The organism is Acidimicrobiia bacterium (assembly GCA_036271555.1).
GTDB lineage: Bacteria > Actinomycetota > Acidimicrobiia > IMCC26256 > PALSA-610 > DATBAK01.
The window spans coordinates 1-26,566 of the sequence record DATBAK010000017.1 but is presented as its reverse complement, the minus strand read 5'-3'; the positions used below and the strand labels follow the sequence as shown (position 1 = coordinate 26,566).

The following is a 26,566-nucleotide window of genomic DNA, read 5'->3' as shown; positions in this document are numbered from 1 at the left end:
CTGCACGGACCCGATGAACTGGCGCATGACGCCGAGTCCGCCGCTGCGACCGATATTGCCGCCCTGCGGCACTTCGTCGCCTGCGACCAACCGCAGCAGCGTTGTCTTCCCCGCACCGTTCGCGCCGACGAGGGCAACCTTCGCGCCCTCGCCTACCCGAAAGCTCGCGTCATCGAGCAGCAAGCGGCCGTTCGACAGCGTGTGCCGCACTGAGACGACGTCGACGTGACCCACGTGAACGCAGTCTGGGCCATCACGGGCCCAGACCGCACGCGGGTTAAGCCGCCACGACTGCTTCCACCGAATCCGAACCCGAAGCGGACGCCGAATCTGAAGCTTCGAGCGCCTCGCGCACGATGTCGGCAACGTCGGCCACCAGCCGAACGTCGAGGTCGGCGAGCACTGCAGCCGGCACGTCATCGAGGTCAGGACCGTTGCGCTGCGGCAAGAAGATGGTCTTCAGGCCTGCACGATGCGCAGCCAACAGCTTCTGCTTGACGCCGCCGATGGGCAGCACCCGGCCGTTCAGCGTGACCTCACCGGTCATGCCGACGTCGTCACGCACCGGGCGTCCGGTGACAAGCGACGCGAGCGCCGTCACCATCGTCACACCGGCCGACGGGCCGTCCTTCGGCACCGCACCCGCAGGCACGTGCAGGTGGATCGCCCGATCGAACGCGGATGCGTCGATCCCAACCTCAGAACCGTGCGACCGCAGGTACGACAGCGCGATGTGTGCGGACTCCTTCATCACGTCGCCGAGCTGACCGGTCAACGTAAGGCCTGTCTCACCGGCCATCGCCGTCGCCTCGATGAAGAGCACGTCACCACCGGCACCGGTCACTGCAAGACCGGTCGCAACCCCGGGGACCGCGGTGCGCTCGGCACTCTCGGGAGTGAACCTCGGTCGACCGAGAAACTCAGCGAGAGTTGAAGCAGTGACTTGCACGGGCACGCTCTCCGGAGCTGAGGCGATCCGCGTCGCTGCCTTGCGCAGCACCCGTGCGATCGCCCGCTCCAGCTGACGCACGCCAGCCTCACGGGTGTGTTCACTCGCGATCAGGCGCAACGCATCGTCGTCGACTTCAACCTCCGAGCCGTCCAAAGCCGCCCGCGACAATTGCCGCTGCAGTAGGTGATTGCGCGCGATCGCGACCTTCTCGTCCTCGGTGTAACCGTCGAGCCGCACGACCTCCATGCGGTCGAGCAGCGCATCGGGGATGGTGTCCAACACGTTCGCGGTCGCCAGAAAAAGCACGTCCGACAAGTCGAGCTCGAGCTCGAGGTAGTGGTCGCGGAACGTGTGGTTCTGCGCGGGGTCGAGCACCTCGAGCAAGGCCGACGACGGATCTCCGCGCCAGTCCGAACCGACCTTGTCGATCTCGTCGATGAGCACGACGGGGTTCATCGCGCCGGCTTCGGTGAGCGCGCGCACGATGCGACCGGGACGCGCACCCACGTAGGTGCGCCGGTGACCGCGGATCTCGGCCTCGTCGCGCACACCGCCGACGGCGACGCGCACGAACGGACGCCCCAGCGCGCGGGCCACCGACTCGCCGAGCGACGTCTTGCCGACTCCGGGCGGGCCGACGAGCGCGAGGATCGCACCCGAGCCCCGTCCGCCGACCGCGCCGAGGTCACGCGCGCGGCGCAGACCGCGCACCGCGAGGAACTCGACGATGCGGTCCTTCACGGAATCGAGACCCTCGTGATCCTCGTCGAGGACTCGGCGCGCCTCACCGAGGTCGGTCTGCTCCTCGGCGCGCGTGTCCCACGGGAGGTCGAGCATCGTGTCGAGCCAGGTGCGGATCCATCCGAACTCGGGGTTCTGCGCGCCCATGCGCTCGAGCCGGTCGAGCTCGCGATCGACCGCGGTGCGCACGGTCTCGGGCAGGTTCGCCTCGGCGACGCGCGTGCGGTACTGCGCGACCTCGTCGGCGTCGTCCTCGCCGAGCTCCTTGCGGATCGCGTCGAGCTGGCGGCGGAGCAGCACCTCACGCTGCTGGCCCTCGAGTCCCTCGGCGACCTCGGAGCGGATCTTCTCGCGCAGCTCCGTGTCGGCCAGCGCTTCGCGCGCCCAGCCGATCACGAGCTCGAGTCGCGCCTCGACGTCGACCGTCTCGAGCAGCTCGATGCGCTGCTCCTGGGTCAGATCCGGCCAGTAGGTCGCGCTGTCGGCGAGGGCGCCGGGCTCGTCGACGCCCTGGATCATGCCGACCAGGCGGCGCAGGCCGCGCTGCTCGAGCAGCTCCTCGACGATCGCCCGGTACTCACGGGCGAGCTCGCGCGTGCGCGCGTTCGGCGTGCCCTCGTCGATGGGCTCGATGGTGACGTGCAGGGCACCGCTGGCGCCGGGGCTGCCGGAGCCGACGCGGGCGCGGGCGAGGCCGCGGACGACGAGCGCCTGCAGGCCGTTGCCGAGCTCGCCGGCGTTCTCGACGCGCGCGACGGTGCCGATGCGGGAGTAACGTCCGTCCGCCTTCGGGACGAGCACCAGCCGGCCGTCACCGTCTCGGGCGGCCTGCGCCGCGGCGCGGGCCTCGTCCGTCTCGAGCGCGATCGTGACGACCATCTGGGGCAGTACGGCGCCGTTGGCGAGCGGTAGGACGGGCAGTGTGAGGGTCTCGGTCTCGGGCATCGGAACCTCGGGGGGTCGTTGGAGTTGCCGGACTCAACGGCTGTGTAAGTGTGTAATTCCCGCGCGCGACGAGAGGAGCCGCCATGGCCACCTGCACCCACCTCGACGGGGAGATCGACGCCGCCCCGAGCGGCACGGGCTGCGTCGAGTGCCTCGCGATCGGTGGTCGCTGGGTCCACCTGCGGCGCTGCGCGGAGTGCGGCCACATCGGTTGCTGCGACAGCTCCCCGAACCGCCACGCGACGGCCCACTTCCACGGAACGCAGCACCCGCTCATCCAGTCCTACGAACCCGGCGAGGAGTGGTTCTACTGCTACTCCGACGACGTGATGTTCGAGATCGCCGACCGCGCGCCGAGCCCGTCGCATCCGTGACGTCCCCATGACCGAGACCGCCGGCGAGGTCCGGTTCGGCACCGCGACCGGGCGCTGGGTCGTCGTGGCGACGGTGCTCGGCTCGGGCATCGCGTTCCTCGACGGCACCGTCGTCAACGTCGCGCTGCCGACGATCGGGCGAGACCTGCACGCCGGCATCCGCGAGCTCCAGTGGATCCTCGACGGCTACCTCGTCACGCTGAGCGCGCTCCTGCTCCTCGGTGGATCGCTCGGCGACCTCTACGGCCGCAAGCGCGGCTTCCTCGCCGGCCTCGTCGGCTTCACCGCGGCGAGCGCGGCGTGCGGCTTCGCACCGAACGCGCACGTGCTCGTCGCGGCGCGCGTCGTGCAGGGCGCGGGCGCCGCGCTGCTCGTGCCCGGCAGCCTCGCCCTCATCTCCGCGAGCTTCCATCCCGACGACCGCGGTCGCGCGATCGGCGCGTGGTCGGGTCTCGCCGGCGTCGCGGGCGCGATCGGACCGTTCCTCGGCGGCTGGCTCATCGACGCGGTGTCGTGGCGGCTCATCTTCTTCATCAACGTGCCGCTCGCGGCGCTGTGCTTCGCGATCACGGTGCGGTACGTGCCCGAGAGCAGCGACATCGAGGAACGCGGCGTCCACCCCGACTACGCCGGTGCGCTCGCGGCGTCGCTCGGACTCGCGGCCACCGCGTACGGGCTCATCGAACGCATCGTGCCCGTCGGCGTGGTCGGCGTGCTCGTGCTCGTCGCCTTCCTCGTCATCGAGGCGCGCGTCGAGCACCCGATGTTGCCGCTCTCGGTGTTCCGCTCGTCGCAGTTCTCGGGCGCGAACCTCACCACACTCGCGGTCTACACCGGGCTCGGAGGCACGACGTTCGCGCTCGTGCTGCAGCTGCAGAAGTCGATGGGCTACTCCGCGCTCGAAGCCGGCGCGTCGCTCTTCCCGCTCACGGTGATCATGGTGCTGTTCTCCGCGCGTTCGGGCGCGCTCGCGCAGCGCATCGGACCGCGCGTGCAGATGACCGTCGGCCCGCTCGTCGTCGGGGCCGGGTTGCTCCTGCTGACGCGCGCGCAGCCCGGTCAGAGCTACCTGAGCGGCGTGCTCCCCGGCGCGGTCGTGTTCGCGATCGGGCTCACGATCACCGTCGCGCCGTTGACGACCGCGGTGCTCGCCGCGGTCGACGACCATCACGTCGGCGTCGGCTCCGCGTTCAACAACGCGGTCGCGCGCGTCGCGGGGCTGCTCGCCGTCGCGGTGCTCCCGCTCGTCGCGACGCTCGACACGTCCTCGTCGATCGCCACCTTCGACCGCGGCTACCGGCACTCGATGGTCATCTGTGCCGCGATCTGCGCGCTCGGCGGCGTGATCGCGCTGCTCACGATCCGGCGCTCCACGCCGGTCGCGAACGTCCCGCAGGCGAGCGTCTTCCAGGCCTGTAACGACCCCTGCCTCGCCCGCCCGGGCGCCGCCGAGACCGCCGCCTGACGCCCGACCGGGTGCTTCAGCTTCTTCTCACCTCGCGCTCAGGGCGGCTTCACGGCCGGGCGATGCAATCCGAACGGTTCCGGTCCGTGAGAGGCTTCGAGTCGCAGTGCGCATCCTGGTAGTCGACGACGAAGCCGCGGTCCGCGGAGCGATCCGCCGGGCGCTGACGTACGAGGGCTACGAGGTCGACGACGCGGCCGACGGCGTCGACGCGCTCGAGCGGATGGCGGCGACGCCACCGGACGCGCTCGTCGTCGACGTGCTCATGCCGCGGCTCGACGGGCTCGAGCTCTGCCGGCGGCTGCGCGACGCGGGCGACCGCACCCCGATCCTGATCCTCACCGCGCGCCATCTCGTGTCCGACCGGGTCGCGGGGCTCGACGCGGGTGCCGACGACTATCTCGTGAAGCCGTTCGCGCTCGAAGAGCTCCTCGCGCGCATCCGCGCGCTGCTGCGGCGCACGACCGGACCGCTCGACGTCCTGCACTTCGCCGACGTGGCCCTCGACCGCGGCTCGCGAATCGTGACACGCGGCGACCGCGCCATCGAGACGACGCGTACCGAGTTCGCACTGCTCGAGCTGTTCATGCGCAACCCGCGCCAGGTGCTGACGCGCGATCTCATCTTCGAGCGTGTGTGGGGCTACGAGATCGGTGCGAACTCGAACTCACTCGAGGTGTACGTCGGGTATCTGCGCCGCAAGCTCGAAGCCGACGGCGAGTCGCGACTCATCCACACGGTGCGCGGCGTCGGTTACGTGATGCGGGAGCAATGACCTTTCGCGCGCGCGTCACGATCTTCTCGGCGACCGCCGTTGCGATCGCGATCGTGCTCGCATCGACGATCGCATGGTTCGCGGCGCGCCACGAGCTGCGCGCGCAGGTCGACGGCCTGCTGCGCACCCAGGCCGTCGGCATCGAGAGCTCGCGCGCGCTCGACCGGCCGGTGCCCGGATTCGGGCTGCGTCCGTTCGTCGACACGCAGGTCGACTTCCAGGTCGTCGAGAGCAACGGCAGCGTGTTCGTGCCGAACAACCAGTCGCTGCGGCTGCCGGTGTCCGCGCTCGAGCGCAGCGCCGCGCTCGGTAAGGGTCACGTGCACCTGCGCGACGTCCACGTGTCGGGCCAGCACCTGCGCATGGCGACGGTGCCGACGACGCGCGGCGTCGCGATCGAGATCGCGCGCTCGCTGTCGGAGGTCGACGGCACGCTGCGCGGGCTTGCGTGGCTGTTGCTCATCCTGTCGTTGATCGGCATCGCGATCGCGATCGGCCTCGGACTGCTCGTCGCGCGCGGCGTGATCGGTCCGGTCGAGCGACTCACCGCCGCCGCGGAGCACGTCGCGACCAGCGAGGACTTCTCGACCGCGATCGACGTCGACCGCAAGGACGAGCTCGGCCGGCTCGCGGGAAGCTTCAACGCGATGCTCGCGACCGTGCAGCGGCTGCAACAGCAGCAGCAACAGCTCGTGGTGGACGCGAGCCACGAGATGCGCACGCCGCTCACCGTGCTGCGCACGAACATCGAGCAGCTCGCGCGCGACGACCAGATGCCGCGCGACGAGCGCGAGCGCCTGATCTCGGATCTCGTCGACGAGGTCGACGAGTTCTCGGCGATGGTCGGCGAGCTGGTCGACCTCGCGACCGACCGCGCGGTCGCGGAACGCGTCGAAGTGCGGCTCGATCGCGTCGTCGAGCAGGTCGTCGCGCGACTGCGGCGCCGCGCGCCCGTGCTCGAGGTGTCGAGCGAGATCGCGCCGTGCACGGTGCTCGGCGATCCCAGCTCGATCGAACGCGCCTGCGCCAACATCCTCGACAACGCGCGCAAATGGAGCCCGCCGACGGGACCGATCGCGGTCACGCTCGCAAACGGTGTGCTGCGCGTGCGCGACCACGGACCCGGCATCGAAGATTCCGATCTCCCGCACGTGTTCGAGCGCTTCTACCGCGCGCCCGCGGCGCGCTCGATGCCCGGTTCCGGGCTCGGCCTCGCGATCGTCGATCAGGTCGCGCGCACGCACGGCGGAACGGTGACGATCGCGCGCGCCGCCGACTCGGGAACCGTCGTCGAGCTGTCGCTTCCCGTCGTGGCGTAGGGGCTCAGCCGCCGGAGCCGCCCGTCGCGCCCGCTGCGCCCCGGCCACCGCCGAACCCACCGGCGCCGAAGCCGCCGAACCCACCCGCACCGCCGGTACCGCTGTCGGTCACCGACGTCGCGGCGACGGTGCCGTCGCTTCCGGCCGCGCCGCGCACGATCACGGTGTCGCCGGGCTTCACGTCGGCGACCTTGCCGGCCGCGGTCACGCTGATCGTCGCGCTCGAGTCGACGTGCACCTTCGTGATGCCGCCGCTCGTGTCGGTCACGTACACGTTGTCGCCGTCGACCAACTTCACCGTGCCGACCGTGACGCCGGCGCCCGCCGCGCCCGCGCCACCCGCACCGCCCGCCGCACCGCCCGCGCCCGCAGTGCCGCCGGTGCGCGCGCCGGTCGCGCCACCGCGCGCGCCGGCGAGCCGGCTGAACGCGGCCGCCAGGTTGCTCGTGCTCGACGACTTCGCGTGACTCTTCTCGACGCGCACACCCGCGTAGAACGCGCCCGCCGCGATCACGAGCGCGGCGAGCGTCGCGGTCGCGACATTGAGGCGCGCGCGGCGCGATCGCTCGACCGGCGCCGGCAGCTCGAAGCCGAGCACCTCCTCGATGCCGTGGTCGGCGTCGGGATCGAGCTCGCCGTCGGGACCGCGGACCTCCGAGGTCGCGCTCCACGTTTCGTCATCGGGCGCCATGACCACTCCTACTCGTACCGCAGGGCCTCGATCGGGCGCAGCGAGGCGGCCCGATTGGCCGGGTAGATGCCGAAGAACAGACCGACGAGCAGCGCGACACCGAACGCGAGCCCGACGGAGTAGAGCTGCACGACGGGTTGGATGCCGACGATGCGGAAACGACTGCCGACGAGGCCCGCGACGACGCCCGAGATCCCGCCGATCAACGACAAGAGGACCGATTCGACGAGGAACTGGCCCAGGATGTCGGTGCGGCGCGCGCCGATCGCCTTGCGGATGCCGATCTCGCGCGTCCGCTCGGTGACGGTGACGAGCATGATGTTCATCACGCCGATGCCGCCGACGAGCAACGAGATCGCGGCGACCGCGCCGAGCAGCACGGTGAGCACATGGTTCGTCGAGTTGCTCGTCGCGATGAGCGACGCCTGGTTCAGGACCTGGAAGCTCGACGTGCCGTTCGTGCTCGGGTGCCGCGCGTCGAGGATCGACTCGACCTCGGACTGCGCCGCGCCCGAACGCTTGCTCGACGCGGCTTGCAGGGTGATGCCGTCGTAGCCGCCGGTCGTGCCGGTGAGCGCGTCCTGCACCGCGGTGATCGGTGCCATCGCGACGTCGTCCTGATCCTGCACGCCGTTCGTGCCCTTCGACTTCAGCACACCGATCACGCGCCACGAGCTGCTGGCGAACTGCACGGTGTCGCCGACGGGGTTCACGTTCGCGCCGAAGAGGTTCGTCACGACCGTCGGTCCGAGCACCACGACCTTGTCGTGTTGTGCGACGTCGGCGTCCGTGAAGAACGAACCCTGCGCGACCGAGTTGTTCGTGATGCCCGCGTAGTTCGCGGTCGTGCCGGTGAAGCGCCCGGGCGCGTAGGTGCTGCCCTCGTACGTGCCCGTCGGCGAGGCGTTGACCGTCGGCGCGACCTGCATGACGTCGGGCGCGTTCACCTTGTCCTCGAGCGCGGTGACGTCGGCCGAGGTGAGCAGGGTCTGGCGGCTCAGCGTGCCGGTGCGGTTGCCACCGCCGCGGCCGCCGAACCCGCCGGCCTTGAACACGGTCAGCGTGTTCGTGCCCAGCGAGTCGAGCTGCTTCTTCACCGCCGACGACGAGCCGGTGCCGACCGCGACGAGCAGGATCACGCTGCCGACGCCGATCAGGATGCCGAGCATCGTGAGCGCGGAGCGCAACCGGTTCGTCGAGATGCCACGCACCGCGATGGCGACGTTCTCCGTGATCATGCGTGCGCCCCGAACTTCGGCGGCGGTCCCTGCACGTCGGCGTGGCGCTCGTCCTCGACGACGCGTCCGTCGACGAGTCGGATCACGCGCTTCGCGTGCGCGGCGACGTCGTTCTCGTGCGTGATGAGCACGATCGTGCGCCCGAGCGCGTTGAGCCGCTCGAAGATCTCGAGCACCTCCAGCGTCGCGTGGGTGTCGAGGTTGCCGGTCGGCTCGTCGGCGAGGACGAGCGCGGGATCGCTCGAGATCGCGCGCGCGACGGCAACCCGCTGCTGTTGGCCGCCCGACAGCTCCGACGGCACGTGTTCGAGCCGGTCGCCGAGCCCGACCGATTCGAGCGCCGCGATCGCGCGCCGTCGCCGTTCCGCCTTGCCGATGCGCGCGTACGCGAGCGGCAGCTCGACGTTCGCCAGCGCGCTCGTGCGCGCGATCAGGTTGTAGCTCTGGAACACGAAGCCGATCTTGCGGTTGCGGATGGTCGCGAGGTCCGAGTCCTCGAGCGCGCGCACGTCGACGCCGTCGAGGAAGTAGCGGCCGGACGACGGCAGGTCGAGGCAGCCGAGAATGTTCATCAGCGTGCTCTTGCCGCTGCCCGACGCGCCCATGATCGCGACGAAGTCACCGCGCTCGACCGCGAGCGACACCCCGCGCAGCGCGTGCACGGCCATCTCGCCCATCGCGTACGTCTTCCAGAGCCGGTCGACGATGATCACGTGCGTCCGGCCGAGCTCGTGCGAGGGTCGCGAGCGCTCGGGTGTCCCCACCGCGGCGCTCACCGGCCGATCCCTCCGATGCCGCCGAAGCCGCCGAAGCGGCCGCCGCCCGCGCCGCCGACGCCACCGGCGCCGGTGCCGGTGCCGGTGCCCGTCGAGACCGTTGCCACCGTCGTGACGACCTTGTCGCCGAGCTTCAACCCGCTCGTGATCTCGACCGCGTTGTCACCGCGCAGACCGATCGCGACCGACTTCGCCGCCGTCTTCCCGTTGGCCTGTTGCACCTGCACGGTCGCGGTCGTGCCGGTCGCGGGCACCGCCGACGCCGGAAGGTTCAAGACGTTGTCGGCCTCCGCGGTCGTGACCGCCACCGTCGCGGTCATGCCCGGCTTCACCGACGGCACGTGGCCGTCGAAGTCGACGGTGACGTCGTACGTCACGACGTTCGACACGACGGTCGACGTCACGGCGATCGCAGCGACGCGCGCGTTGGCGTTCACGTTCGGCAGCGCGCTGAACGAGACGGTCGCGGGCTGGCCGACCTTCACCTTGACCGCGTCGCTCTCACTGAAGCCCGCGGTCACCTGGAGCTCGTCGAGGTTGGTGAGCGTGACGAACCCGCCCGACGAAGAGGACGAGGAAGACGACGAAGAGGCCGACGACGCGGACGACACGGCCGCCGCGGCCGTACCGGTTCCGGTTCCGGTTCCGGTCCCGCTCCCGCCACTCCCCGACCCCGACGCGCTGGTCGCCGCCGTGCCGCTCGCGCCGCCGCCCGACACCGTGTCACCGACCGACGCCGAGATCGCCGCGACCGTGCCCGCCGCCGGCGCGCGCAACGTCGTCTGCGCCAGCGTCTTCTGCGCGGACGCGAGCGTCGCCTGGGCCTGGATCACCTGCGCCTCGTCCTGCGCGCGCGGCCCCGGCTGCAGCGGCTGCTGCTTCACCGCGACGCCGGCCTGCGCGTTCTGGTAGCCGAGCTGCGCGCTCTGCACTGCGAGCTGCGCCTGCTGCACCTGCTGCGCGTCCTTCATGCGCCCGCTCGCCTGCGCGTTCTGCACGTTCGCGAGCGCGTTCTCGTCGGCCGTGACCTTGCTCGCCACCGGAGGCGACGCGGCCCGGTCGCTGTTGAGCTGCGCCTGCGCCTGGTTCACCGCGGTCTGGAGCGCGACCGCGTCCTGCGCGGCGTTCTGCTGCGCGTTCGTGAGCGCGACCTGCGCCGACGTCACCTGCTGCTGTGCCTGCTGGAGCGACAGCGCGTCCTGGTTGCGTTCGGCCGGTGTCTCGACCTGCAACGCTTGGGTCAGGTTCGCCTGCGCCGACGCGAGACTCGCCTGCGCGTTGCCGAGCGCTTCCTGCGCGTCGGTCGGGTCGATCTGCGCGAGCTGCTGACCCGCCTTCACGTGCGCGCCCGCGTTCACGTAGACCGCCGTGAGCTGCCCACCGGTGACGAAGTTGAGCGCCAGCGACGACGACGCCGCGACATTGCCCGACGCGCTCACGCTCGACAGCACGGTGCCGCGCGCCACGGTCGATGTGGTCGTGGTCGTCGAGCGCGCCGACGCCGACGGACCGATCGTCGCGATGCCGACGGCGACGAGCGCGGCGATGATCGCGAGCAGCGCAAGGTTGATGCCGACCCGGCGGGTCATGAAGCGCGTCATGGCGTCAGCCCGCCGTCGTGGTGGTCGTGCCGCCGCGCGCCGGCAGCAGCGGCGCGCAGACCTTGTTCGCGGCGAGGAACTTCGGGTCGTTGCGGTTGAACGTCGTCGTCGGCGCGCTGGTCGCGGTCGTCGACGACGAGTTGACACCACCGAACGACGGGAGCTTCACACCGTGGTCGCTCATACAGCTGCGGTAGGCCGCGCTCGCCGCGCCACCACGACCACCGCCGAAGTTGCCGGTCGGCAGCTTCGACCGGCACGCGCTCAGCGCCGATTGATACTGCGACGCGGTGACGCCCGGGGGCAGCGAGCTCGGCGTCGTGCCCGCTCCGAACCCACCCCCGCCACCGAAACCGCCCCCGCCACCGAAGCCGCCGCGACCGCCGCCCTGACCGTTCTGGCCCGGAGCGTTCTGGCCCGGAGCGTTCTGGCCCTGACCGGTCGGGCGCGGTCCGTTGCCGGGCCGGCGGGCCGGCAGCTTCACACCGTGCTGGCCCATGCACGTGCTGAAGGCGGTGAACGCGGCGGCGAAGCCACCGCGACCGCCGGCGGTGGTCGTCGTCGTCGTCGAACCCGACGCCGCGCCGGCCTTGTTCGTCGACCCGCCGCACGCCGCGCCCGCGACGACCAGCATCGCGGCGAGCGCGACGAACGTCGCCGATCGTTGACACCTCGACATGAAGGCTCCCCAGGACCGAGCTCACGGTTTGCCGCCATGGTCGGAACGCCCGCTGAACGCGGCCTCAACCCCCGCTGAGAAGGGTCTGAACCGTGCGGGCCCGGGAACGGGTCGGCGCGGCTCGTCACTCGACCGCGTTCGTGCGAGTGCGACCAGGAAGTACGGGTAGGTTGACGGCTCCAACCCAGCCCTTCCGACCACCCCGACGGAGGCCCGCGATGGAAGATCCCGACGTCCTCTCCCGGATCAACTCGCTCGCCGACGAGGAGCACGACCTGCTCACTCGCCGTTCCGGCGGCGGCGCGTCACCCGACGAGCATGCCCGCCTCTCGAAGATCGAGGTCGAGCTCGACCAGTGCTGGGACCTGCTGCGGCAGCGGCGCGCCCGCCGCAACGCGGGCGAGGATCCGGACGCCGCGGCCGCTCGCGACGCGAACACCGTCGAGCACTACCGGCAGTAGGACCGATGCGATCGCTCGTCGCGGCACCCACGCGACCCGGCGGCTCGGAGCTGCGCGCCGTCGCCGATCCCGAGCCGGCTCCCGACGAGGCGCTCGTCGCGGTCGAGGCCGTCTCGCTGAACCGCGGTGAGGTGAAGGCGATGCGCGCCGCCGACGACGGCGCGCGGTTCGGCTGGGACCTCGCGGGCACGGTCCTCGCGCCCGCGGCCGACGGCAGCGGCCCGCAGGAGGGCGCGCGCGTCGTGGGCCTCTCGTTCGGGCGCGCGTGGGCCGAGTGCGTCGCGCTCCCGACCGGATTCCTCGCGCCGATCCCCGACTCGCTCTCGACGAGCCTGGCGTCGACGCTTCCCGTCGCCGGGCTCACGGCGCTCCACACGCTCTACACAGGTGGGCTCACCGAGGGGAAGCGCGTGCTCGTGACCGGCGCGGCCGGCGGAGTCGGCCGGTTCGCGGTGCAGATCGCGAACCACGGCGGCGCCGACGTCACCGCGATCGTCGGCAGCGAGGCGCGCGGCAAGGGACTGCGCGAGCTCGGCGCGCGCGACGTCGTCGTCGGCATGCCGGACTCGGGCGAGTTCGACATCATCCTCGAGTCCGTCGGCGGCGCGTCGTTGTCACGCGCGCTCGGGATGGTCGCGCCCGGCGGCGCGGTCGTTTCGTTCGGCTGCTCGTCGGGCGAGCCGACGACCTTCGAAGCGCCGAGCTTCTTCCACCGGCACGGCGCGCGGCTGTGCAGCTTCACGCTCGTGCCCGAGCTCCAGCACACCGGCTCGGCCGTGCACGATCTCGTGAACCTCGCCGATCAGCTCGCGACCGGCCGCCTCGCTTCGGAGATCGAGCTCGAGGTCGACTGGACCGACGCGGCGAGCGCGTTCGACGCGCTCCTCGACCGCCGCGTCTCCGGCAAGGCCGTGCTGCGCATCACCTCCTGACCACGTCGGCGCGCCGACTTCCGCGCCGACTTCCGCGCGGCCGAAGGCGCGAGCGAGAAGGCACAGGAACAACGCGCGAACGGACCGCCGGTGCCTGGGAGCACACCGACGGTCCGAACGTCTCGCGTTGCTCCGGGGTTATGAAACCGGTGCGGTGACGGTGATCGAGCCGAAGAGACCGTGGGCCTCGTCGTCGGGACCGGCGCTGAACAACAGTGTGTTGTGGTCGCCGGTGATGCCGTTGCCGAACTCGAGAGCCCACAGGCCGTCGATCACGACCGGGTCGCCGTTCGCGTCGCGCACGGCACCCTCGTACTGGCCGCTGAAGCGGTTGTACGCGTGGATGTGACCGTTGCCGAAGTTGCCGACGAGCAGGTCACCGGCGAAGCGGCCGAAGTGCTTCGTCGCGACCGTCATGCCCCACGGCGAGTCGAGCTCGCCGCGCGACACGAGCCGCCGGTGGAACGCGCCGTTGGTTCCGAACACGTCGACGAAGCCGCGGTGCGGACCGGCGACGTCGTCGTCGTTGCCCGGCGTGTGCAGCGCGTACGACACGTAGAGCTCGTTGCCGATCGTGTCGATGCCGAACGGCGAGTAGTGCGACGGCAGGTTCGGGTCGACGAACGCGCCGGCCCAGTGCTGCAACGTGAACGACGAGTCGTACACGTCGATCGCGCCCTGACCGAACGCGGTCGCGTACAGATACGGCGCGCCCTTCGACTGCGCGAGCGCGAGGCCCTTGTAGTCGGCGTCGCGGTTGCTCGCCACGATCACGGCGTGCGCACCCGCGTCGGCCGAGCTCCACGCGGTGATGTCGCCGGCTTCGGAGTCGAAGATGAACGTCGCGGGCGCGGATGCCGACGACACCGTGAACCCGGTCGTTCCGTTGTAGACGATGCCGGTCGGCGCGCCGCCGTCGATCGGAACGGTCAGCAGCGGTCCCTGGATCGGGTTGCCGGGCGTGCCGCCCTTGTAGACGGTCGACGAGTCGGTGTGATTGTTGGCCACCCAGATCGGTGTGGCGGGGCCGGCGGCGAGGCCCCAGGCGTTCTGCAGGTTGGAGTCGGTGAGCTGGGCGACTCCGGGCTGGTCACTCACGAGGTTCGTGACGGTGTAGCGGTTGTCGGGTGCCGAATGACCCGCCGCTGCCGGCGCCGCCGCCGCGGCAACGAGCCCGGCGGTCAACCCGACGGCGGCAAGGATCCGTCCGGCGCGCACTCGGTGCCCGGCGAACGTCCCACGTCGTTGCGTCATACGCATCGATCCCTCCCGGTAGGCGGCGTTTCCTACGCCGCGTCACGTTGACTACGGGTTCGCGCGGAATCGGGTTCATCACGCGCGAGCGTCGCTAGGGTCGGCGACCTCATGAGCGACCTCGTCATCGTCGTGCTCGCGGCCGGTCGCGGCACGCGCTTCGGTGGGAACAAGCAGCTCGCGCCGCTCGGACCGAACGGCGAGCTGATGCTCGACTACGCGTTGCGCGACGCCGCGGTCGCCGGCTTCACGCGTGCGGTCGTCGTCGCGAGTGACGACACTGCGGACGCGCTCCGCTCTCATCTGCGTCTCACGAACGCGCTCCCGGTCGACGTGGTCGTGCAGTCGTCACCGCGCGGCACCGCGCACGCGGTCGTCGTCGGCGCGAGCGGTCTCGCGTCGCCGTTTGCCGTCGCGAACGCCGACGACTGGTACGGACCCGACGCGTTCACGAGACTCGCGGCCTTCTTGCGCGCGACGCGCGCCGCCGCCGCGGTCGTCGGCTACGCCGCCGGTGTGACGTTGTCGGAGAGCGGCGGCGTGAGCCGCGCGGTGTGTCGCGTCGACCGCCGCGGTCGACTGCTCGCGATCGAAGAGCTCACCGGCGTGCACCGCGTGGACGGGCGGATCGTCAGCGACACGTACCCGCTCGCCGAGACGACGCCGGTGTCGATGAACCTCTGGGGCTTTTCTTCGGCCTTCGTCGAGCGCCTGCGGCCGATCGTCGAAGCGTTCCTGTCGGAGACGCGCACCGGCGAGCTCCGCCTCCCCGACGTCGTCGGCGACCTCGTCGCGCGCGACGCCCTCGAGGTCACGGTCCTGCCGACGCGCGAGCCGTGGTTCGGCGTCACCCACGCCGAGGACGCGCCGGTCGTGCAGGCACGGCTGCGCGAGCGCGCCGATGCCGAGCGCGCGGTCCTCCGGATCGCGGCCGCGTTCGCGACGGAGGCAGCGCCCGCGACTGCGACGCACCTGGTGCACGGACACATCCACGAGACGTTCGTCGTGGCCTGCGGCGCCGGCCACCGCGAGCGCATCGTGCTCCAGGAGATCAACACGAACGTCTTTCGCGATCTCGACGCGCTGATCGGGAATTGGCGACAGATCGCGGCCCGCGTTCCTCGCGTCGCGCGCCCGGTGCCGACGCGCGCGGGCGAGCTGCTCCACGTCGACGACACGGGCCGGCCGTGGCGCGCGATGCGGTTCGTCGAGCACACCGAGGTGCTCGGAATCGACAGTGACGACACGGAACGCGAGGCCGCGGCGCGCGCGTTCGCCGAGCTCACGCGCGACCTCGACGACATCGGCCCGCTCGCGGAGACGATCCCGCGCTTCCACGACCTCGCGCGGCGACGCGCCGATCTCGACGCGGCCGTCACCGCGGATCGCGTCGGCCGGCTCGACGGCGCGCGCGACCTCGTCGCCGCGGCGGCGCGTTTCGGCGACGCCGTCGAGGCCGCGCTGCGAGCCGCGGGCGCGGATCGCCTCCCCGTGCGCGTCGTGCACAACGATGCGAAGCTCGACAACGTGTTGGTCGACGTCGACAGCGGGGCCGTGGCGTGCATCCTCGATCTCGACACCGTCATGCCCGGATCCGTGCTGAACGACTTCGGCGAGCTCGTGCGCACGGCCGCGACCCACGCGGCCGAGGACGAACCCGATCTCGACCACGTCGACTTCGACCGTGATCGCTTCGCGTCGCTCGCGCGTGGCTATCTCGCGGGCAGCGCGTCGTTCCTCACCGATGGCGAACGCGGGTGCCTCGCGCTCGCGGGCCCACTGCTCGCGCTCGAGAACGGCGTGCGCTTCTGCACCGACCATCTCGAAGGCGACGTGTACTTCCGGGTGCACCGACCGGACCACAACCGGCAGCGCGCGCGCGTGCAGCTCCGGCTCGCGGAGCTCATGCTCACCCGCGTCGACGAGCTCAAGGCGTTGATCGAGGCCGCGCGATGAAGACGATCGACACATCCGTGCTCGGTCCCGACACGCTCGACGCGATCACCGCGCTGTGCCGGCGCTCGCTCACCGTCGAGCTGCTCGGAGCCGAGCTCGAAGGTTCGCTCTACGCACCCGATCAACCGACGATCGTGCGCGGCGACCCGGACGTCGGGATCGTCGCCGCGGTGCCGGGCTCACCCGACGGCTTCATCCGCCTGCTGGTCGTCGACCCCGCACACCGCGGTCAGGGTCACGGTCACACGCTGCTGCGCGCGGCGGAGGATGACCTCGCCGACAGCCGCGTCATCACCGTCGGCGCCGACGGGCCGTACTACCTCTTCGCCGGCGTCGAGACCTCGCAGACCGCGATGGTGTGCCTCCTCGAACGCCACCGCTACCAGCGCGAGGAAGCGAACTTCGACATGGAGATCGACCTGGCACACCTTCCCGACGATCCCGGTGGCACCGCGCTCGCGACCACGCTCGACCGCGACGAGGTCGACGACTGGATGACGCGCCACTGGTCGAACTGGAGAGCAGAGGTGCTGCGCGCGCTCGACAAGGGAACGCTGCTGCTCGCGCGCGACGCCGAGGGCATCTCCGCGTTCTGCGCGTGGAACGTGAACCGGCGCGGACTGGTCGGCCCGGTCGCGAGCCGGCCCGACCTGTTCGGCAAGGGCGGCGGCCGCGCGGTGCTCGTCGGCGCGCTGCACCGGATCCGCGCGAGCGGCGAGCGCGCGATCGACGTCTCGTGGGTCGGGCCGATCCGCCCCTACGCCGCGGTGGGTGGCCGCATCACGCGCGTCTTCTTCGTCTACCGGAAGCGAAAGCGATGACCGAGAACCTCGTGCTGCTGCCCCAGCCTCGTCGGTGCTCGCTCTCGGACGAGACCGTTCAGTGGCGCGAGGCGACCGTCAGCCGCGACCGCACGCTGCCGCGCGAGGGCTACCGGTTGCGGATCGGTGCCGCGATGGTGGACCTCACCGCGTCCGACGACGCGGGCGAGGCGTACGGGCGCGCGACGCTGCGGCAGCTCGCGCGCCTGCACGACGGCCGGTTGCCCGTTGGCGCGATCGAGGACTGGCCCGATCTCGCGGTACGCGCGGTGATGATCGACATCGCGCGCGACAAGGTGCCGACCATCGAGACGCTGCACGGGATCATCGACCGGCTCGCCGAGTGGAAGGTCAACCAGCTCCAGCTCTACACCGAGCACACGTTCGCGTACGCCGATCACGAAGCGGTGTGGCGCGACGCGAGCCCGTTGACCGCCGACGACATCGACGCGCTCGACGCCTATTGCCGCGAGCGGTTCGTCGAGCTCGTGCCGAACCAGAACTGCCTCGGGCATGCGGAACGATGGTTGCGGCACGAGCGCTACCGATCACTGGCGCTGCAACCCGAGGGCTTCACCGAGTACGGGCAGTGGCGCGGGCCGTCGACGCTCGACCCCCGCAATCCGGCCGCGCTCGAGCTCGTGCAGTCGTGGCTCGCAGAGTTGCTGCCCCACTTCACCAGCCGGCGCGCGCACATCGGGCTCGACGAGCCGTGGGAGCTGCGCGCGGAGCAGATCGACGACTACCTCGCGTGGGTCGCGCAGCTGCGCGCGCTGCCGGAAGTGGAAGGGCGCGAGCTCCTCATGTGGGGCGACATCCTCGGCGCGCGCCCCGAGCTCGTCGCGCGCATCCCCGACGGCGTGACGATCTGCGAGTGGGGCTACGACGCCGATTACGACTTCGCGGCGAAGGCCGAGGTGTTCGCGGGCGCGCGGCGCGAGTTCTGGACGTGCCCCGGCACGTCGAGCTGGCTCTCGATCCTCGGGCGGTTCACGAACATGGTCGGCAACTGCGCGCACGCGGTCGACGCCGCGATCGCGCACGGCGGCACCGGCATGCTCAACACCGACTGGGGCGACCAAGGCCATCTGCAGTACCTGCCGGTGAGCGAACCCGGCTTCGCGTACGGGGCCGCGGTGTCGTGGTGCCTCGAGACGAACCGCGATCTCGACGTCGCCGCCGCGCTCGACCGTCACTGCTACGCCGACGCGGCCGGCGAGCTCGGGCGCGCGCTCGTACGACTCGGCGACTCCCACCGCGAGCTGAGCGCGCAGGTCGGCAACGTCGCGAGCTCGACCCTGCACCTCTACTTCCCGCAGCTCCACATCGGCCGCGGACCGCTCGCGGGCGTGCAGCCTTCGGAGTACGAAGCGATCGAGGCGATCCTCGACGACGTCGACGGCGCGCTCGATCGCGCGCGACCGGGGCGCGCCGACGGCGACCTCGTCAAGGCCGAGTTGCGCAACTCGATGGCGCTGGTGCGCGTCCTCTGCCGGGATGCGATCGCGCGGCTCGCGGGCGATGGATCGATCGCATCGGTGCCCGAAGCGACGCGCACCGAGCTCGCGCGCTCACTGGATCCCGTGATCGACGCGCACCGCGAGCTGTGGCTCGCGCGCAACCGCCCCGGCGGACTCGCCGACAGCGTCGCCAAATTAAGAACACTGCGCACCGCGTACCTTCGCGCCTGAACGGGTGGGCTGCGCAGCGGCCCGCCCGAGTCGCTCCCATCCCGCGTCGAGGAGGGCGACGCTTGCGAGCCCGACCAGAAGAGCGGGCTGCGCAGCGGCCCGCCCGAGTCGCTCCCATCCCGCGTCGAGGAGGGCGACGCTTGCGAGCCCGACCAGAAAGAACTACTCGACCGCGAGTCGACCGAGGAGCTCGGTCTTGCGCTCTTCGAAGTCGTCGTAGTTGATCTGCTTGTCCTCGAACCGCTGGTGCAGCTCGTCGAGCGCGCGGATCGTGTCCTCGGTGTCGTACTGCACGCTCGGCGTGGTGTCGTCGAGCACGATCTCTTCGCCGTCTTCCTCGCCGCCGCGATCAAAGCGCTTCTCGCGCTTGGCCGCAGCCTTGGCCTTCTTCGCCCGTTCTCGTTGAAGCTTGGCGAAGGTGCTGCGTTGGGTGGTCACGATGTGTCCTCCGATCGCCGGTGACGTTTCCTCGCTCTGGGGATCTGGCGTCTACCGGCAACGCTCTCCGGTCCCCCAGCGGACTTGCGGCTGACGCGCAAGCCGCCGGCACCCGGCCGGCGGCTCGAACGTCGGTGCTGCGACTCAGATGACGCGAACGTTCTGCGCCTCTTCGCCCTTGCGGCCCGGCGCGACGTCGAACTCGACGCGCTGGCCCTGCTCGAGCGACCGGTAGCCGCTGCCCTGGATGTTCGAGAAGTGAACGAAGACGTCCTCGCCCTGCTCACGCGAGATGAAGCCGAAGCCCTTGTCCGCGTTGAAAAACTTGACCGTTCCTGTTGCCAACGAAATTCCCTTTACGCATTCGAGCGCTGCCGAATCGCGACGCTCGCCCCACAATCTTAGAGGCTCTCACCCTTGAATCGGCACACGGGCGGCCTGACCTGCCCCGGAGCCGACCTCGCTACCGAGCGTCGCGTCCGCGCGCGCCGGGTCGCACCGTCTCGGTGTCGCGCCCCGAACGCAGCAGCGTGCCCGGCCGCGCGCCGGTCGGCGCATCGTCGGCCACCGTCTGCACTCCGTTCACGAAGACCGCGACCACACCGGTCGAGCCCGCGGTGAGGCGCGCGGTCCCACCGGGAAGATCGGCGACGAGCGTCGCGAGCTCGGACCCGACGGTCTCGGGATCGACGATCGCGATGTCGGCGTGCGCGCCGGGTACGAGGCGGCCGCGATCGCGCAGCCCGAACAGGCGCGCCGGCGTGTCGGTGATCATCTGCACCGCGCGCTCGATCGGCAACAGCTTGCGGCCGCGCAGCATGTCGCCGAGGAACCGAGTCGGATAGGGCGCGCCGCACATGCGGTCGAGGTGCGCGCCGGCGTCGGAGCCGCCGATCATCGCGCGCGGGTCCTCCCACACCTGCTTGCGCAAGTCCCAGCTCGCGTCGTCGCCGTCGGTCGGGCGGGGCCAGAGCACGGTGCGCAGGTCGTCGGCGATCACGATGTCGAGCAGCGTGTCGAACGGCGCGGTGCCGCGCTCGCGCGCGATGTCGGCGACGATCTTTCCCGACAGCCCTTCGTTCGCGGCGCTGTACGTGTCGCCGAGCACGTAGTTGCCCCAGTCGGCGAGCCGCCGGAGCACGCCGGCGTCCTCGCTTCGCGCGCGCTCGTTCATCCACGCGCGCGTCTCGGGCTCGCGCAGCTTCGCGATGCGCTCGGGAACCGGCAGCGCCATCACGTCGCTCCAACCGGGCATGAGGAACAACGCGCAGTGCGTGAGGAAGCTCATGTTCATCGGGACGAGTACCGGCATCGTCAGCGCGACCAGCTCGCCGCCCGCGGCGGCCGCGCGACTGCCGGCATCGAGCTGCTTCGTGACCCGCTGCGGCACCTGCGAGTCGACGGTGAGCACGTTCCAGTTCAGCGGTCGTTGCGCGGCGACGCTCATCGCGGTGAACAGCTCGATCTCTTCCTCGGAGAACGTGTCGAGGCAGCCGTCGATGATGCCTTCGAGCGTCGTGCCCTCGTGCTCGCCGGTCGCGGTGCACAGCGCGAGCAACTCGTCGCGGTTGGCCCAGCGTGACGCGACCGGCTTCCCGTCGCCGTCGGAGTGCGTGTACGAGAGGGTCGTCGAGAAGCCGATGCCGCCGGCCTCGAGCGACTCGTGCAGCAGGCGCACCATCGCCGCGAGCTGATCGTCGGACGCCTCCCGGCCGATCGCGTCGGCGCCCATCACGTAGCGGCGGATTGCGCAGTGGCCCACGAGGAAGGCCGCGTTCACGCCGAGACCGCCGTCGAGCCGCGCGAGGTAGTCGCCGAACGACTCCCACTCCCAGTCGACGCCCTGCTCCAGCGCGGCGAGCGGCATGCCCTCGACCTTCGCCATCATGCGCCGCAGGTAGTCGGCGTCGCCGCCGCGCAGCGGCGCGAGCGTGAAGCCGCAGTTCCCGCCGATGACGGTGGTGACGCCGTGCACGTTCGACGGCGATGCGTTCGGATCCCAGAACAGCTGCGCGTCGTAGTGCGTGTGCGGGTCGACGATGCCCGGGATCACGAGCCGGCCGCCGGCGTCGACGGTCTGCTGCGAGTCCTCGTCGATCGCGCCCACCGCGACGATGCGCCCGTCGCGCACACCCACATCGGCGCGCCGCGGCGGCGCGCCGGTCCCGTCGACGACCGTGCCGCCCCGGATCACCACATCGAGCACGGCCACTCCCGTTCGCGTCCGTCCACACCTGTCCGCACCTGACGGCCCGTCAGGTTACCGATGCACCCGTCCCGTGGCCCATGCGCGTCCTGTGTCGTGGGTAGGGCGAGCATCGCGATCGGTGCGCTCCTGCTCGCGGCAGGCCGGCCGCGCCACCGGCAGCGGAACCCGCCGCGCCGAGTAGAAGGAAGCGCGCACTCAACCCGCAGAACCAACCTGCCGACGCGAGCCGTCGACAGACACCGCAAGGTGGGAGGGATCCGTGGTCTTCGAACCGCCGCAGCCGCCGGAACCGCCGGCACCGGGAAGCGGGCAGCCGCCCGGAACACCGGGAATGCCGCCACGACCGGATTGGGGCGCTCCGCCGCCGGCATCGCCGGGCCCGGTCACCGACCTCCAGCCGTCGTCGCCGCCACCGGCGGGCCGGCCGTGGCGATGGGCGGTTGCCCTGGTGGCCGTCGTCGCCGTGATCGCCGCGGCCGCGATCGTCGTCGCGAGCCGCGGCTCGTCGAAGTCCGCGTCGCCGACCACCACCAAGACACCCACGACCGCGGCGCGCTCGGCGCGGCAGATCCTCGCCGCCGCGAGTGCCCGCACCCGCGCCGCGGGTACCGCGCGCATGAGCATGGTCGAGACCGTGAGCGGCAGCGGCGTCAGCTTCGACCTGAACCTCAACGGCGCTTCCGACTACGCGCACAAGAACAGCGAGATCACGATGTCGGCGCTCGGACGCGACTTCGAGACCGTCCGCGTGGTGAGCGGCGTGAGCTACATGTCGGCGCCCGGCGTTGCGCTGCCCGGCAACGCGCACTGGGTCTCGCTGCGCCCCTCCGACCTCGGTCTGCCTTCGAACCAGTCCGCGCTCGGCAGCAACGACCCGAACACCGGATTGCAGTACCTCTCCGCGATCAGCGGATCGCCGCACGACCTCGGCGCCGCGACGATCGACGGCGCGCCAACGACGCACTACGGGTTCACGGTCGACCTGAGGTCGTTGATGGACCAGATGTCGCGCGGGATGAGCAAGCTCGGCGGGCAGTCGCTCGGCCTCGGCGAGATGAACGGTCTCCTCGACCTCACGAACATCCCCGCCGAGGCGTGGATCGACCACGACGGTCGCGTGCGCCAGTTCAAGTTCACGCTCGCGATGTCGACGCTCGGCCAGAGCGTGAAGGCCGTCTCGACGATGAAGTACTCGCACTTCGACGAGCCGCTGACGATCACCGCGCCGGCGCCGACCGACGTCGTCCCGTTCTCGAGCGTCCCGCAGTTCTTCCAGCAGCTCGGCCAGAACGCGGCGTCGAACGGCTTCACGGCCTGACGGCTTGACGGCTTGACGGCTTGACGAGCCGAGGGTGAAAACGTAGTTTTCGTCCTCGCATATGGCCATCTCGGAGGGGACCGCGACCAGCGCGGCGCGGGTCGCGGCGCGCACGGTGTCGCCGGCCCGGGAACGGGCGGAATCCGAGGCGCGCGCGCTGCTCGAAGCCGCGCTCGCCGTGCTGCGCCGCGACGGCGCCGCCGGGCTCACGGTCGCGGCGGTGCTCGCCGAGGCGGGGCTGTCGACCCGCGCGTTCTACCGGCACTTCGCCTCGAAGGACGAGCTGCTGCTCGCACTGTTCGACGCCGACACCGAAGCCGTCGCCCGGCGCGTCGACACCGCGATCGACGCGTCGACCGATCCGCGCGCCGCGCTCGTCGCGTGGGTCGACCAGCAGCTCGCGCTCGCGTACGCGCCGCGGCGCTCGCACCGCACCCAGGTGCTGTGGAGCGAGGGCCGGCGGCTCCAGCTCGACCATCCCGACGAGTTCGCGCGCATCGTCGCCGCGGTACTCGCGCCACTCGAGCGCGTGCTCGCCGCCGGCAAGGTGTCCGGCGACTTCCCGAACACCGATCCCGCGGCCGACGCGCGCGCGATCCACGCGGTGGCGTGGGATCTGGTCGAGCAGCGCCTCGCCGGCGGCTCGGGCACGCTCGCGTCGGCGCGCGCGCACGTCCTGCGCTTCTGCCTCCCAGCACTGGGTGCGAGTGAGCAACGATCCCACAGGGACGGCCGGGTCGCTTCGCGTCCCGGCCGAGCTGGGCACGGAGGCGTCAGGAGCGGCGCGCGAAGCGAGCGCGACAAGCAATGACAATGCCGCCGAACGATTCGGTCTACTACGACGCGGAGTACGAGACGATGCCGCGCGCGCGGATCGAGGAGGAGCAGCTCGAGCTCCTGCTCGACCTGATCCCCTACGCGTACGAGCATTCACCGCTGGTTCGCGAGACGTGGGACGCGGCAAAGCTGGTGCCGCGCGACATCAAGTCGCTCGACGACTTCCGCGAGAAGGTGCCGTTCATCGACAAGGACGCGGTCCGGCACTTCCGCGATGACCGCAAGGATCCCTACGGCGGGTTGCTGTGCGTCGAGCCGTCGGAGCTCACCGCGATCATGTCCACCTCGGGCACGACCGGCGACCCGACGCTCGTCGCCGAACAGTGGGGCGGTGGTGGTGGCGGCCGCCCGACGATCATCACGCGCGACTTCTGGGGCATGGGGCTGCGGCCCGGCGATCGGGTCGCGCTCGTGCTGTTCACGTTCCGAGGGCCGATGTACGGGCTGATTCAAGGCCTCGGCGCGGTGCCGGTGCTCGTCGACTACGACCCGTCGGAGATCGAACGGCTGCTCGCGCTGTCGATCGAATACCGACCGACGATCATGTACAACTTCGGCAACACGCTCATGGCCGCGACGCCAACGGCCGCAGAGCACGCCGGCATCGACCCGAAGGACGCGTTCTCGTCGTACCTCGGTGTCGTGTGGGCGGGTGAGCCCCTCGGACCGCGCGCCCGCGCGCTCGCGGCAGAGTGGGGACTGCCGCTGTTCGAGCACACGAGCGTCGGCGACGTCACCGCGTCGTTCGAGTGCACCGCGCACGACGGCCTGCACTTCTGGGAGGACACCGCGTTCGTGGAGGGCATCGAGCCCGACGCGACCGATCACACCGACGCGGTCGCGTCGGCCGACGGTGCGCGCTGCGAGCTCGTCGCGACCGCGCTGGTCAACCGCGTCGCACCGCTCATCCGCTACCGCTCCGACGACATCGTGCGGCTCACGCGCGAGACGTGCCGCTGCGGCCGCACGCACGCGCGCATGTGGACGGTCGGCCGGCGCAGCGACGAGATCGTCGTCGACGGACAGCCGGTGATGCCGATCGACGTGTGGGGCGCGGTCGAGACGGTCGACGCGTGCGCGCTCGGGCTCTTCCAGATCGTCCGGCCGCAGCGCGACGTCGACCGGCTGCGGCTGCGCGTCGGCTATTCGGCCGCGCACGCCAAGCGGGTCGACGCGGTGCGCGACGAAGTCGCGGCGTCGGTCGCGGCTGCGATCGGCGTGACGCCCGAGGTCGAGCTCGTGCCCGACGAGCAGCTGCTGCGGCTCGGACCGCCACACAAGATCCCGCGGGTGACGAAGCGATGACCGAGCCTTCCGGGCCTCACGTGACGCGTCGCGCGGGCCGCGCCGATGACGCGCCGGTCCCTGTGGGAACGCCGCTCTGGGGCATCGGTCGCTACGAAGGACCTGACGGCCCGGTCACGTGGGAGATCTCGCACGACGAGATCGGCCGCGACCTCGGTGCCGCGCCGGCCGCGCTCGCGCGCCTCGGTGTCGGCGCGGGCGGTCGCGTGTTGCACTGCTCGCTGCTGTCGGAGGCGGGGCACTTCTTCCCGCTCGTGATCGGCACGATGCTCGCGGGCGCGCAGGTGTCGCAGGCCGACGCGACGCGCGGCGACGCGACCCGCGTCGCGATGTTCCTGCGCATGCTCCACTACGACGCGGTGCTCGGCGTGAACGCCGCGATCCTCGACGGGCTCGACGAGCTCGGCGTCGCGTACGCCGAGGCGTTCTCCGACGTGGGCGCGGTGTGCGCGCGACCCGACGCGATCGCGCGCCTCGCCGTCGAGGGCATCGACGCGCACGGGTTCGCGCTGTGTGGCCCCGCGGTCGCGATCGCAGCTGCGCCCGGTGCGCCCGCACTGGTTCACGACACGGCCGAGTGGGAGCTCGGCTCCGTCGACGGCCGCATCACCGTCACCAACCTCCGTGCTCGCGCGACCGAGTTCCGCGGCACCGCCACTGCGGTGCGCGGATCGGTCGTCGACCACGGTGTCGTCCTCGACCTCGAAGGAAACGTATGCGCACCAAACGACCGTTGATCAGTGCCGACAACCACGTCTTCGAGCCGGTGACGCTGTGGGAGGAGCGCCTGCCCGAGCGCTTTCGCGACCGAGGTCCGCGCGTCGCGATCGAGAACGACTGGTACGTGATGGCGATGGAGGGCATGCCGAGCCGCAAGCTCTCGCGCATCGACCCGTCCGACACCGCACGCGACACGACCGCGTTCGCGGCGCGCGCGGGCGGCGCCGACACCGATCAGCGTCTGAACGACATGGCGTCGGATGGCGTGATCGCCGAAGTGATCTATCCGACGTTCGGCTTGTTCATCGACCTCATCACCGATTCCGAGCTGCAGATGGCGTGCGCGGCGGTCTACAACGACTGGTGCGCAGAAGTGTTCTTGCACCGGCCGGACGTGTTCATCCCGTCGGCGATCGTGCCCATCCGCGACGTGCCGAGCGCTCGCGCCGAGCTCGAGCGGGTCGTGACGCTCGGCTACAAGAGCGCGACGATCCCGACCACACCGCCGATGGGTGTTCCCTACAACTCGGCCGACTACGACCCGATCTGGGCGGTCGCGGTCGAGGCCGGTGTGCCGTTGTCGTTGCACACGGGCACCGGCGCGCTGCCGCAGTTCGAGCGCGGGCCCGGCGGCGCGGTCATCAACTACGCGAAGGTCGGACTGCTGTCGGCGGAGACGCTCTGTTACTTCGCGGCGTCGGGCGTGCTCGAACGCTTCCCGGGATTGCAGCTCGTGTTCGTGGAGACCGGTGCGGGCTGGTTCGCGTACTGCTGCGAGCGCATGGACGAGGCGTTCGAGGAGCACCAGAACTACGTGAAGCCGAAGCTGAAGGAACCGCCGAGCCACTACGCGACGACGCAGTGCCACGTGACGCTCGGCGCGGACCGCGCGCCGCTGCTCGCACGCGCCGTCACCGGCATCGAGCCGCTGCTGTGGGCCTCCGACTATCCGCACCCGGAAGGCACGTTCCCGGAGTCGCAGGCAGTGGTCGCGCGCATCTTCGCCGACCTGTCGGAGCCGGAGCGCGAGATGGTCGCGTGCACGAACGCGGCGAGGCTCTACCGCGT

Annotated in this window: 25 protein-coding genes and 1 pseudogene; 14 read left to right on the top strand and 12 right to left on the bottom strand. The window is 71.1% G+C overall.

The window, feature by feature from the left end:
- The coding region (locus VH914_05670) for an ATP-binding cassette domain-containing protein (GenBank protein HEX4490678.1) at positions 1-234 on the bottom strand (234 nt) is incomplete at its 3' end.
- Between the two features lie 43 nt (positions 235-277).
- A complete protein-coding gene (gene lon / locus VH914_05665; GenBank protein ID HEX4490677.1) occupies positions 278-2,638 on the bottom strand; it encodes an endopeptidase La in 2,361 nt (786 codons plus the stop codon).
- 83 nt (positions 2,639-2,721) lie between these two features.
- Here lon and VH914_05660 point away from each other — a divergent pair, with 83 nt between their 5' ends.
- The 4 genes from VH914_05660 (at position 2,722) to VH914_05645 (ending at position 6,571) form a co-directional block, all read left to right on the top strand.
- Positions 2,722-3,012 carry a UBP-type zinc finger domain-containing protein gene (locus VH914_05660; protein HEX4490676.1) on the top strand — a complete coding sequence of 97 codons (291 nt, stop codon included), beginning with the start codon at positions 2,722-2,724 and terminating at the stop codon, positions 3,010-3,012.
- Positions 3,013-3,019: 7 nt separating this feature from the next.
- Positions 3,020-4,477, top strand: a complete 1,458-nt coding sequence (locus VH914_05655) for an MFS transporter (GenBank protein ID HEX4490675.1) — start codon at positions 3,020-3,022, stop codon at positions 4,475-4,477.
- A gap of 106 nt (positions 4,478-4,583) precedes the next feature.
- The gene (locus tag VH914_05650) at positions 4,584-5,252 is read left to right on the top strand and encodes a response regulator transcription factor (protein ID HEX4490674.1); all 669 of its coding nucleotides are present in this window, start codon (positions 4,584-4,586) and stop codon (positions 5,250-5,252) included.
- On the top strand, positions 5,249-6,571 hold the full coding sequence (locus VH914_05645; protein HEX4490673.1) for a HAMP domain-containing sensor histidine kinase: 1,323 nt from the start codon (positions 5,249-5,251) through the stop codon (positions 6,569-6,571). Before VH914_05650 ends, VH914_05645 begins: the two co-directional genes overlap by 4 nt.
- A 4-nt stretch (positions 6,572-6,575) precedes the next feature.
- Here VH914_05645 and VH914_05640 read toward each other — a convergent pair whose 3' ends face one another.
- From VH914_05640 to VH914_05620, 5 genes are all read right to left on the bottom strand, one after another.
- Positions 6,576-7,262, bottom strand: coding sequence for a hypothetical protein (locus tag VH914_05640; GenBank protein HEX4490672.1), 687 nt, complete (start codon positions 7,260-7,262; stop codon positions 6,576-6,578).
- An 8-nt stretch (positions 7,263-7,270) separates the two neighbouring features.
- Positions 7,271-8,500, bottom strand: coding sequence for an ABC transporter permease (locus tag VH914_05635; GenBank protein HEX4490671.1), 1,230 nt, complete (start codon positions 8,498-8,500; stop codon positions 7,271-7,273).
- Positions 8,497-9,177, bottom strand: a complete 681-nt coding sequence (locus VH914_05630; GenBank protein ID HEX4490670.1) for an ABC transporter ATP-binding protein — start codon at positions 9,175-9,177, stop codon at positions 8,497-8,499. The genes VH914_05635 and VH914_05630 overlap by 4 nt, the downstream gene beginning before the upstream one ends.
- Before the next feature lie 95 nt (positions 9,178-9,272).
- Positions 9,273-10,877 (bottom strand): biotin/lipoyl-binding protein, encoded by a 1,605-nt coding sequence (locus tag VH914_05625; protein HEX4490669.1) that lies wholly within the window; start codon positions 10,875-10,877, stop codon positions 9,273-9,275.
- Positions 10,878-10,881: 4 nt separating this feature from the next.
- Positions 10,882-11,556, bottom strand: coding sequence for a hypothetical protein (locus VH914_05620; protein ID HEX4490668.1), 675 nt, complete (start codon positions 11,554-11,556; stop codon positions 10,882-10,884).
- Between the two features lie 218 nt (positions 11,557-11,774).
- Here VH914_05620 and VH914_05615 point away from each other — a divergent pair, with 218 nt between their 5' ends.
- Entirely contained in the window at positions 11,775-12,017 is a 243-nt protein-coding gene (locus tag VH914_05615; GenBank protein ID HEX4490667.1) for a DUF2630 family protein, read from the top strand.
- A 5-nt stretch (positions 12,018-12,022) separates the two neighbouring features.
- Positions 12,023-12,949: a zinc-binding dehydrogenase gene (locus VH914_05610; protein HEX4490666.1), complete on the top strand. Its 927-nt coding sequence runs from the start codon at positions 12,023-12,025 to the stop codon at positions 12,947-12,949.
- 138 nt (positions 12,950-13,087) lie between these two features.
- On the opposite strand, the gene VH914_05605 is transcribed toward VH914_05610, so the two are convergent.
- Positions 13,088-14,203: a TIGR03118 family protein gene (locus VH914_05605; protein ID HEX4490665.1), complete on the bottom strand. Its 1,116-nt coding sequence runs from the start codon at positions 14,201-14,203 to the stop codon at positions 13,088-13,090.
- Between the two features lie 111 nt (positions 14,204-14,314).
- Here VH914_05605 and VH914_05600 point away from each other — a divergent pair, with 111 nt between their 5' ends.
- Genes VH914_05600 through VH914_05590 form a run of 3 tightly spaced genes read left to right on the top strand, consistent with a single transcriptional unit; the run spans position 14,315 to position 18,671 of the window.
- Positions 14,315-16,159, top strand: coding sequence for a phosphotransferase (locus tag VH914_05600; protein ID HEX4490664.1), 1,845 nt, complete (start codon positions 14,315-14,317; stop codon positions 16,157-16,159).
- Positions 16,156-16,980, top strand: a complete 825-nt coding sequence (locus VH914_05595) for a GNAT family N-acetyltransferase (protein ID HEX4490663.1) — start codon at positions 16,156-16,158, stop codon at positions 16,978-16,980. The genes VH914_05600 and VH914_05595 overlap by 4 nt, the downstream gene beginning before the upstream one ends.
- A complete protein-coding gene (locus VH914_05590; protein HEX4490662.1) occupies positions 16,977-18,671 on the top strand; it encodes a family 20 glycosylhydrolase in 1,695 nt (564 codons plus the stop codon). The genes VH914_05595 and VH914_05590 overlap by 4 nt, the downstream gene beginning before the upstream one ends.
- Before the next feature lie 162 nt (positions 18,672-18,833).
- Here VH914_05590 and VH914_05585 read toward each other — a convergent pair whose 3' ends face one another.
- The 4 genes and pseudogenes from VH914_05585 to VH914_05570 all read right to left on the bottom strand — a co-directional run bounded on the left by VH914_05585 (position 18,834) and on the right by VH914_05570 (position 21,684).
- A complete protein-coding gene (locus VH914_05585) occupies positions 18,834-19,109 on the bottom strand; it encodes a hypothetical protein (GenBank protein HEX4490661.1) in 276 nt (91 codons plus the stop codon).
- A 144-nt stretch (positions 19,110-19,253) separates the two neighbouring features.
- Positions 19,254-19,454 (bottom strand): cold-shock protein, encoded by a 201-nt coding sequence (locus VH914_05580; GenBank protein ID HEX4490660.1) that lies wholly within the window; start codon positions 19,452-19,454, stop codon positions 19,254-19,256.
- Positions 19,455-19,572: 118 nt separating this feature from the next.
- Positions 19,573-21,315 (bottom strand): amidohydrolase family protein, encoded by a 1,743-nt coding sequence (locus tag VH914_05575; protein ID HEX4490659.1) that lies wholly within the window; start codon positions 21,313-21,315, stop codon positions 19,573-19,575.
- Positions 21,316-21,513: 198 nt separating this feature from the next.
- A pseudogene (locus VH914_05570) lies at positions 21,514-21,684 on the bottom strand (PE family protein).
- Between the two features lie 82 nt (positions 21,685-21,766).
- Here VH914_05570 and VH914_05565 point away from each other — a divergent pair.
- The 5 genes from VH914_05565 to VH914_05545 form a co-directional block, all read left to right on the top strand.
- Complete coding sequence (locus tag VH914_05565; GenBank protein ID HEX4490658.1) at positions 21,767-22,636, top strand: hypothetical protein; 870 nt, start codon at positions 21,767-21,769, stop codon at positions 22,634-22,636.
- 61 nt (positions 22,637-22,697) lie between these two features.
- Positions 22,698-23,447: a TetR/AcrR family transcriptional regulator gene (locus tag VH914_05560; GenBank protein ID HEX4490657.1), complete on the top strand. Its 750-nt coding sequence runs from the start codon at positions 22,698-22,700 to the stop codon at positions 23,445-23,447.
- A 2-nt stretch (positions 23,448-23,449) separates the two neighbouring features.
- Positions 23,450-24,778 (top strand): phenylacetate--CoA ligase family protein, encoded by a 1,329-nt coding sequence (locus VH914_05555; protein HEX4490656.1) that lies wholly within the window; start codon positions 23,450-23,452, stop codon positions 24,776-24,778.
- 20 nt (positions 24,779-24,798) lie between these two features.
- Positions 24,799-25,515, top strand: a complete 717-nt coding sequence (locus tag VH914_05550; protein HEX4490655.1) for a hypothetical protein — start codon at positions 24,799-24,801, stop codon at positions 25,513-25,515.
- Positions 25,494-26,566: amidohydrolase family protein (locus VH914_05545; protein HEX4490654.1), on the top strand; the 1,073-nt coding region annotated here is incomplete at its 3' end. The genes VH914_05550 and VH914_05545, both read left to right, overlap by 22 nt.

Coding starts and splice junctions, on each gene's coding strand:
- VH914_05660 (HEX4490676.1), top strand. CDS start 2,722: ATGGCCACCTGCACCCACCTCGACGGGGAGATCGACGCCGCCCCGAGC.
- VH914_05655 (HEX4490675.1), top strand. CDS start 3,020: ATGACCGAGACCGCCGGCGAGGTCCGGTTCGGCACCGCGACCGGGCGC.
- VH914_05635 (HEX4490671.1), bottom strand. CDS start 8,500: ATGATCACGGAGAACGTCGCCATCGCGGTGCGTGGCATCTCGACGAAC.
- VH914_05595 (HEX4490663.1), top strand. CDS start 16,156: ATGAAGACGATCGACACATCCGTGCTCGGTCCCGACACGCTCGACGCG.
- VH914_05620 (HEX4490668.1), bottom strand. CDS start 11,556: ATGTCGAGGTGTCAACGATCGGCGACGTTCGTCGCGCTCGCCGCGATG.
- VH914_05640 (HEX4490672.1), bottom strand. CDS start 7,262: ATGGCGCCCGATGACGAAACGTGGAGCGCGACCTCGGAGGTCCGCGGT.
- VH914_05645 (HEX4490673.1), top strand. CDS start 5,249: ATGACCTTTCGCGCGCGCGTCACGATCTTCTCGGCGACCGCCGTTGCG.
- VH914_05560 (HEX4490657.1), top strand. CDS start 22,698: ATGGCCATCTCGGAGGGGACCGCGACCAGCGCGGCGCGGGTCGCGGCG.
- VH914_05610 (HEX4490666.1), top strand. CDS start 12,023: ATGCGATCGCTCGTCGCGGCACCCACGCGACCCGGCGGCTCGGAGCTG.
- VH914_05605 (HEX4490665.1), bottom strand. CDS start 14,203: ATGACGCAACGACGTGGGACGTTCGCCGGGCACCGAGTGCGCGCCGGA.
- VH914_05625 (HEX4490669.1), bottom strand. CDS start 10,877: ATGACGCGCTTCATGACCCGCCGGGTCGGCATCAACCTTGCGCTGCTC.
- VH914_05630 (HEX4490670.1), bottom strand. CDS start 9,177: ATGGGCGAGATGGCCGTGCACGCGCTGCGCGGGGTGTCGCTCGCGGTC.
- VH914_05590 (HEX4490662.1), top strand. CDS start 16,977: ATGACCGAGAACCTCGTGCTGCTGCCCCAGCCTCGTCGGTGCTCGCTC.
- VH914_05555 (HEX4490656.1), top strand. CDS start 23,450: ATGCCGCCGAACGATTCGGTCTACTACGACGCGGAGTACGAGACGATG.
- VH914_05600 (HEX4490664.1), top strand. CDS start 14,315: ATGAGCGACCTCGTCATCGTCGTGCTCGCGGCCGGTCGCGGCACGCGC.
- VH914_05615 (HEX4490667.1), top strand. CDS start 11,775: ATGGAAGATCCCGACGTCCTCTCCCGGATCAACTCGCTCGCCGACGAG.
- lon (HEX4490677.1), bottom strand. CDS start 2,638: ATGCCCGAGACCGAGACCCTCACACTGCCCGTCCTACCGCTCGCCAAC.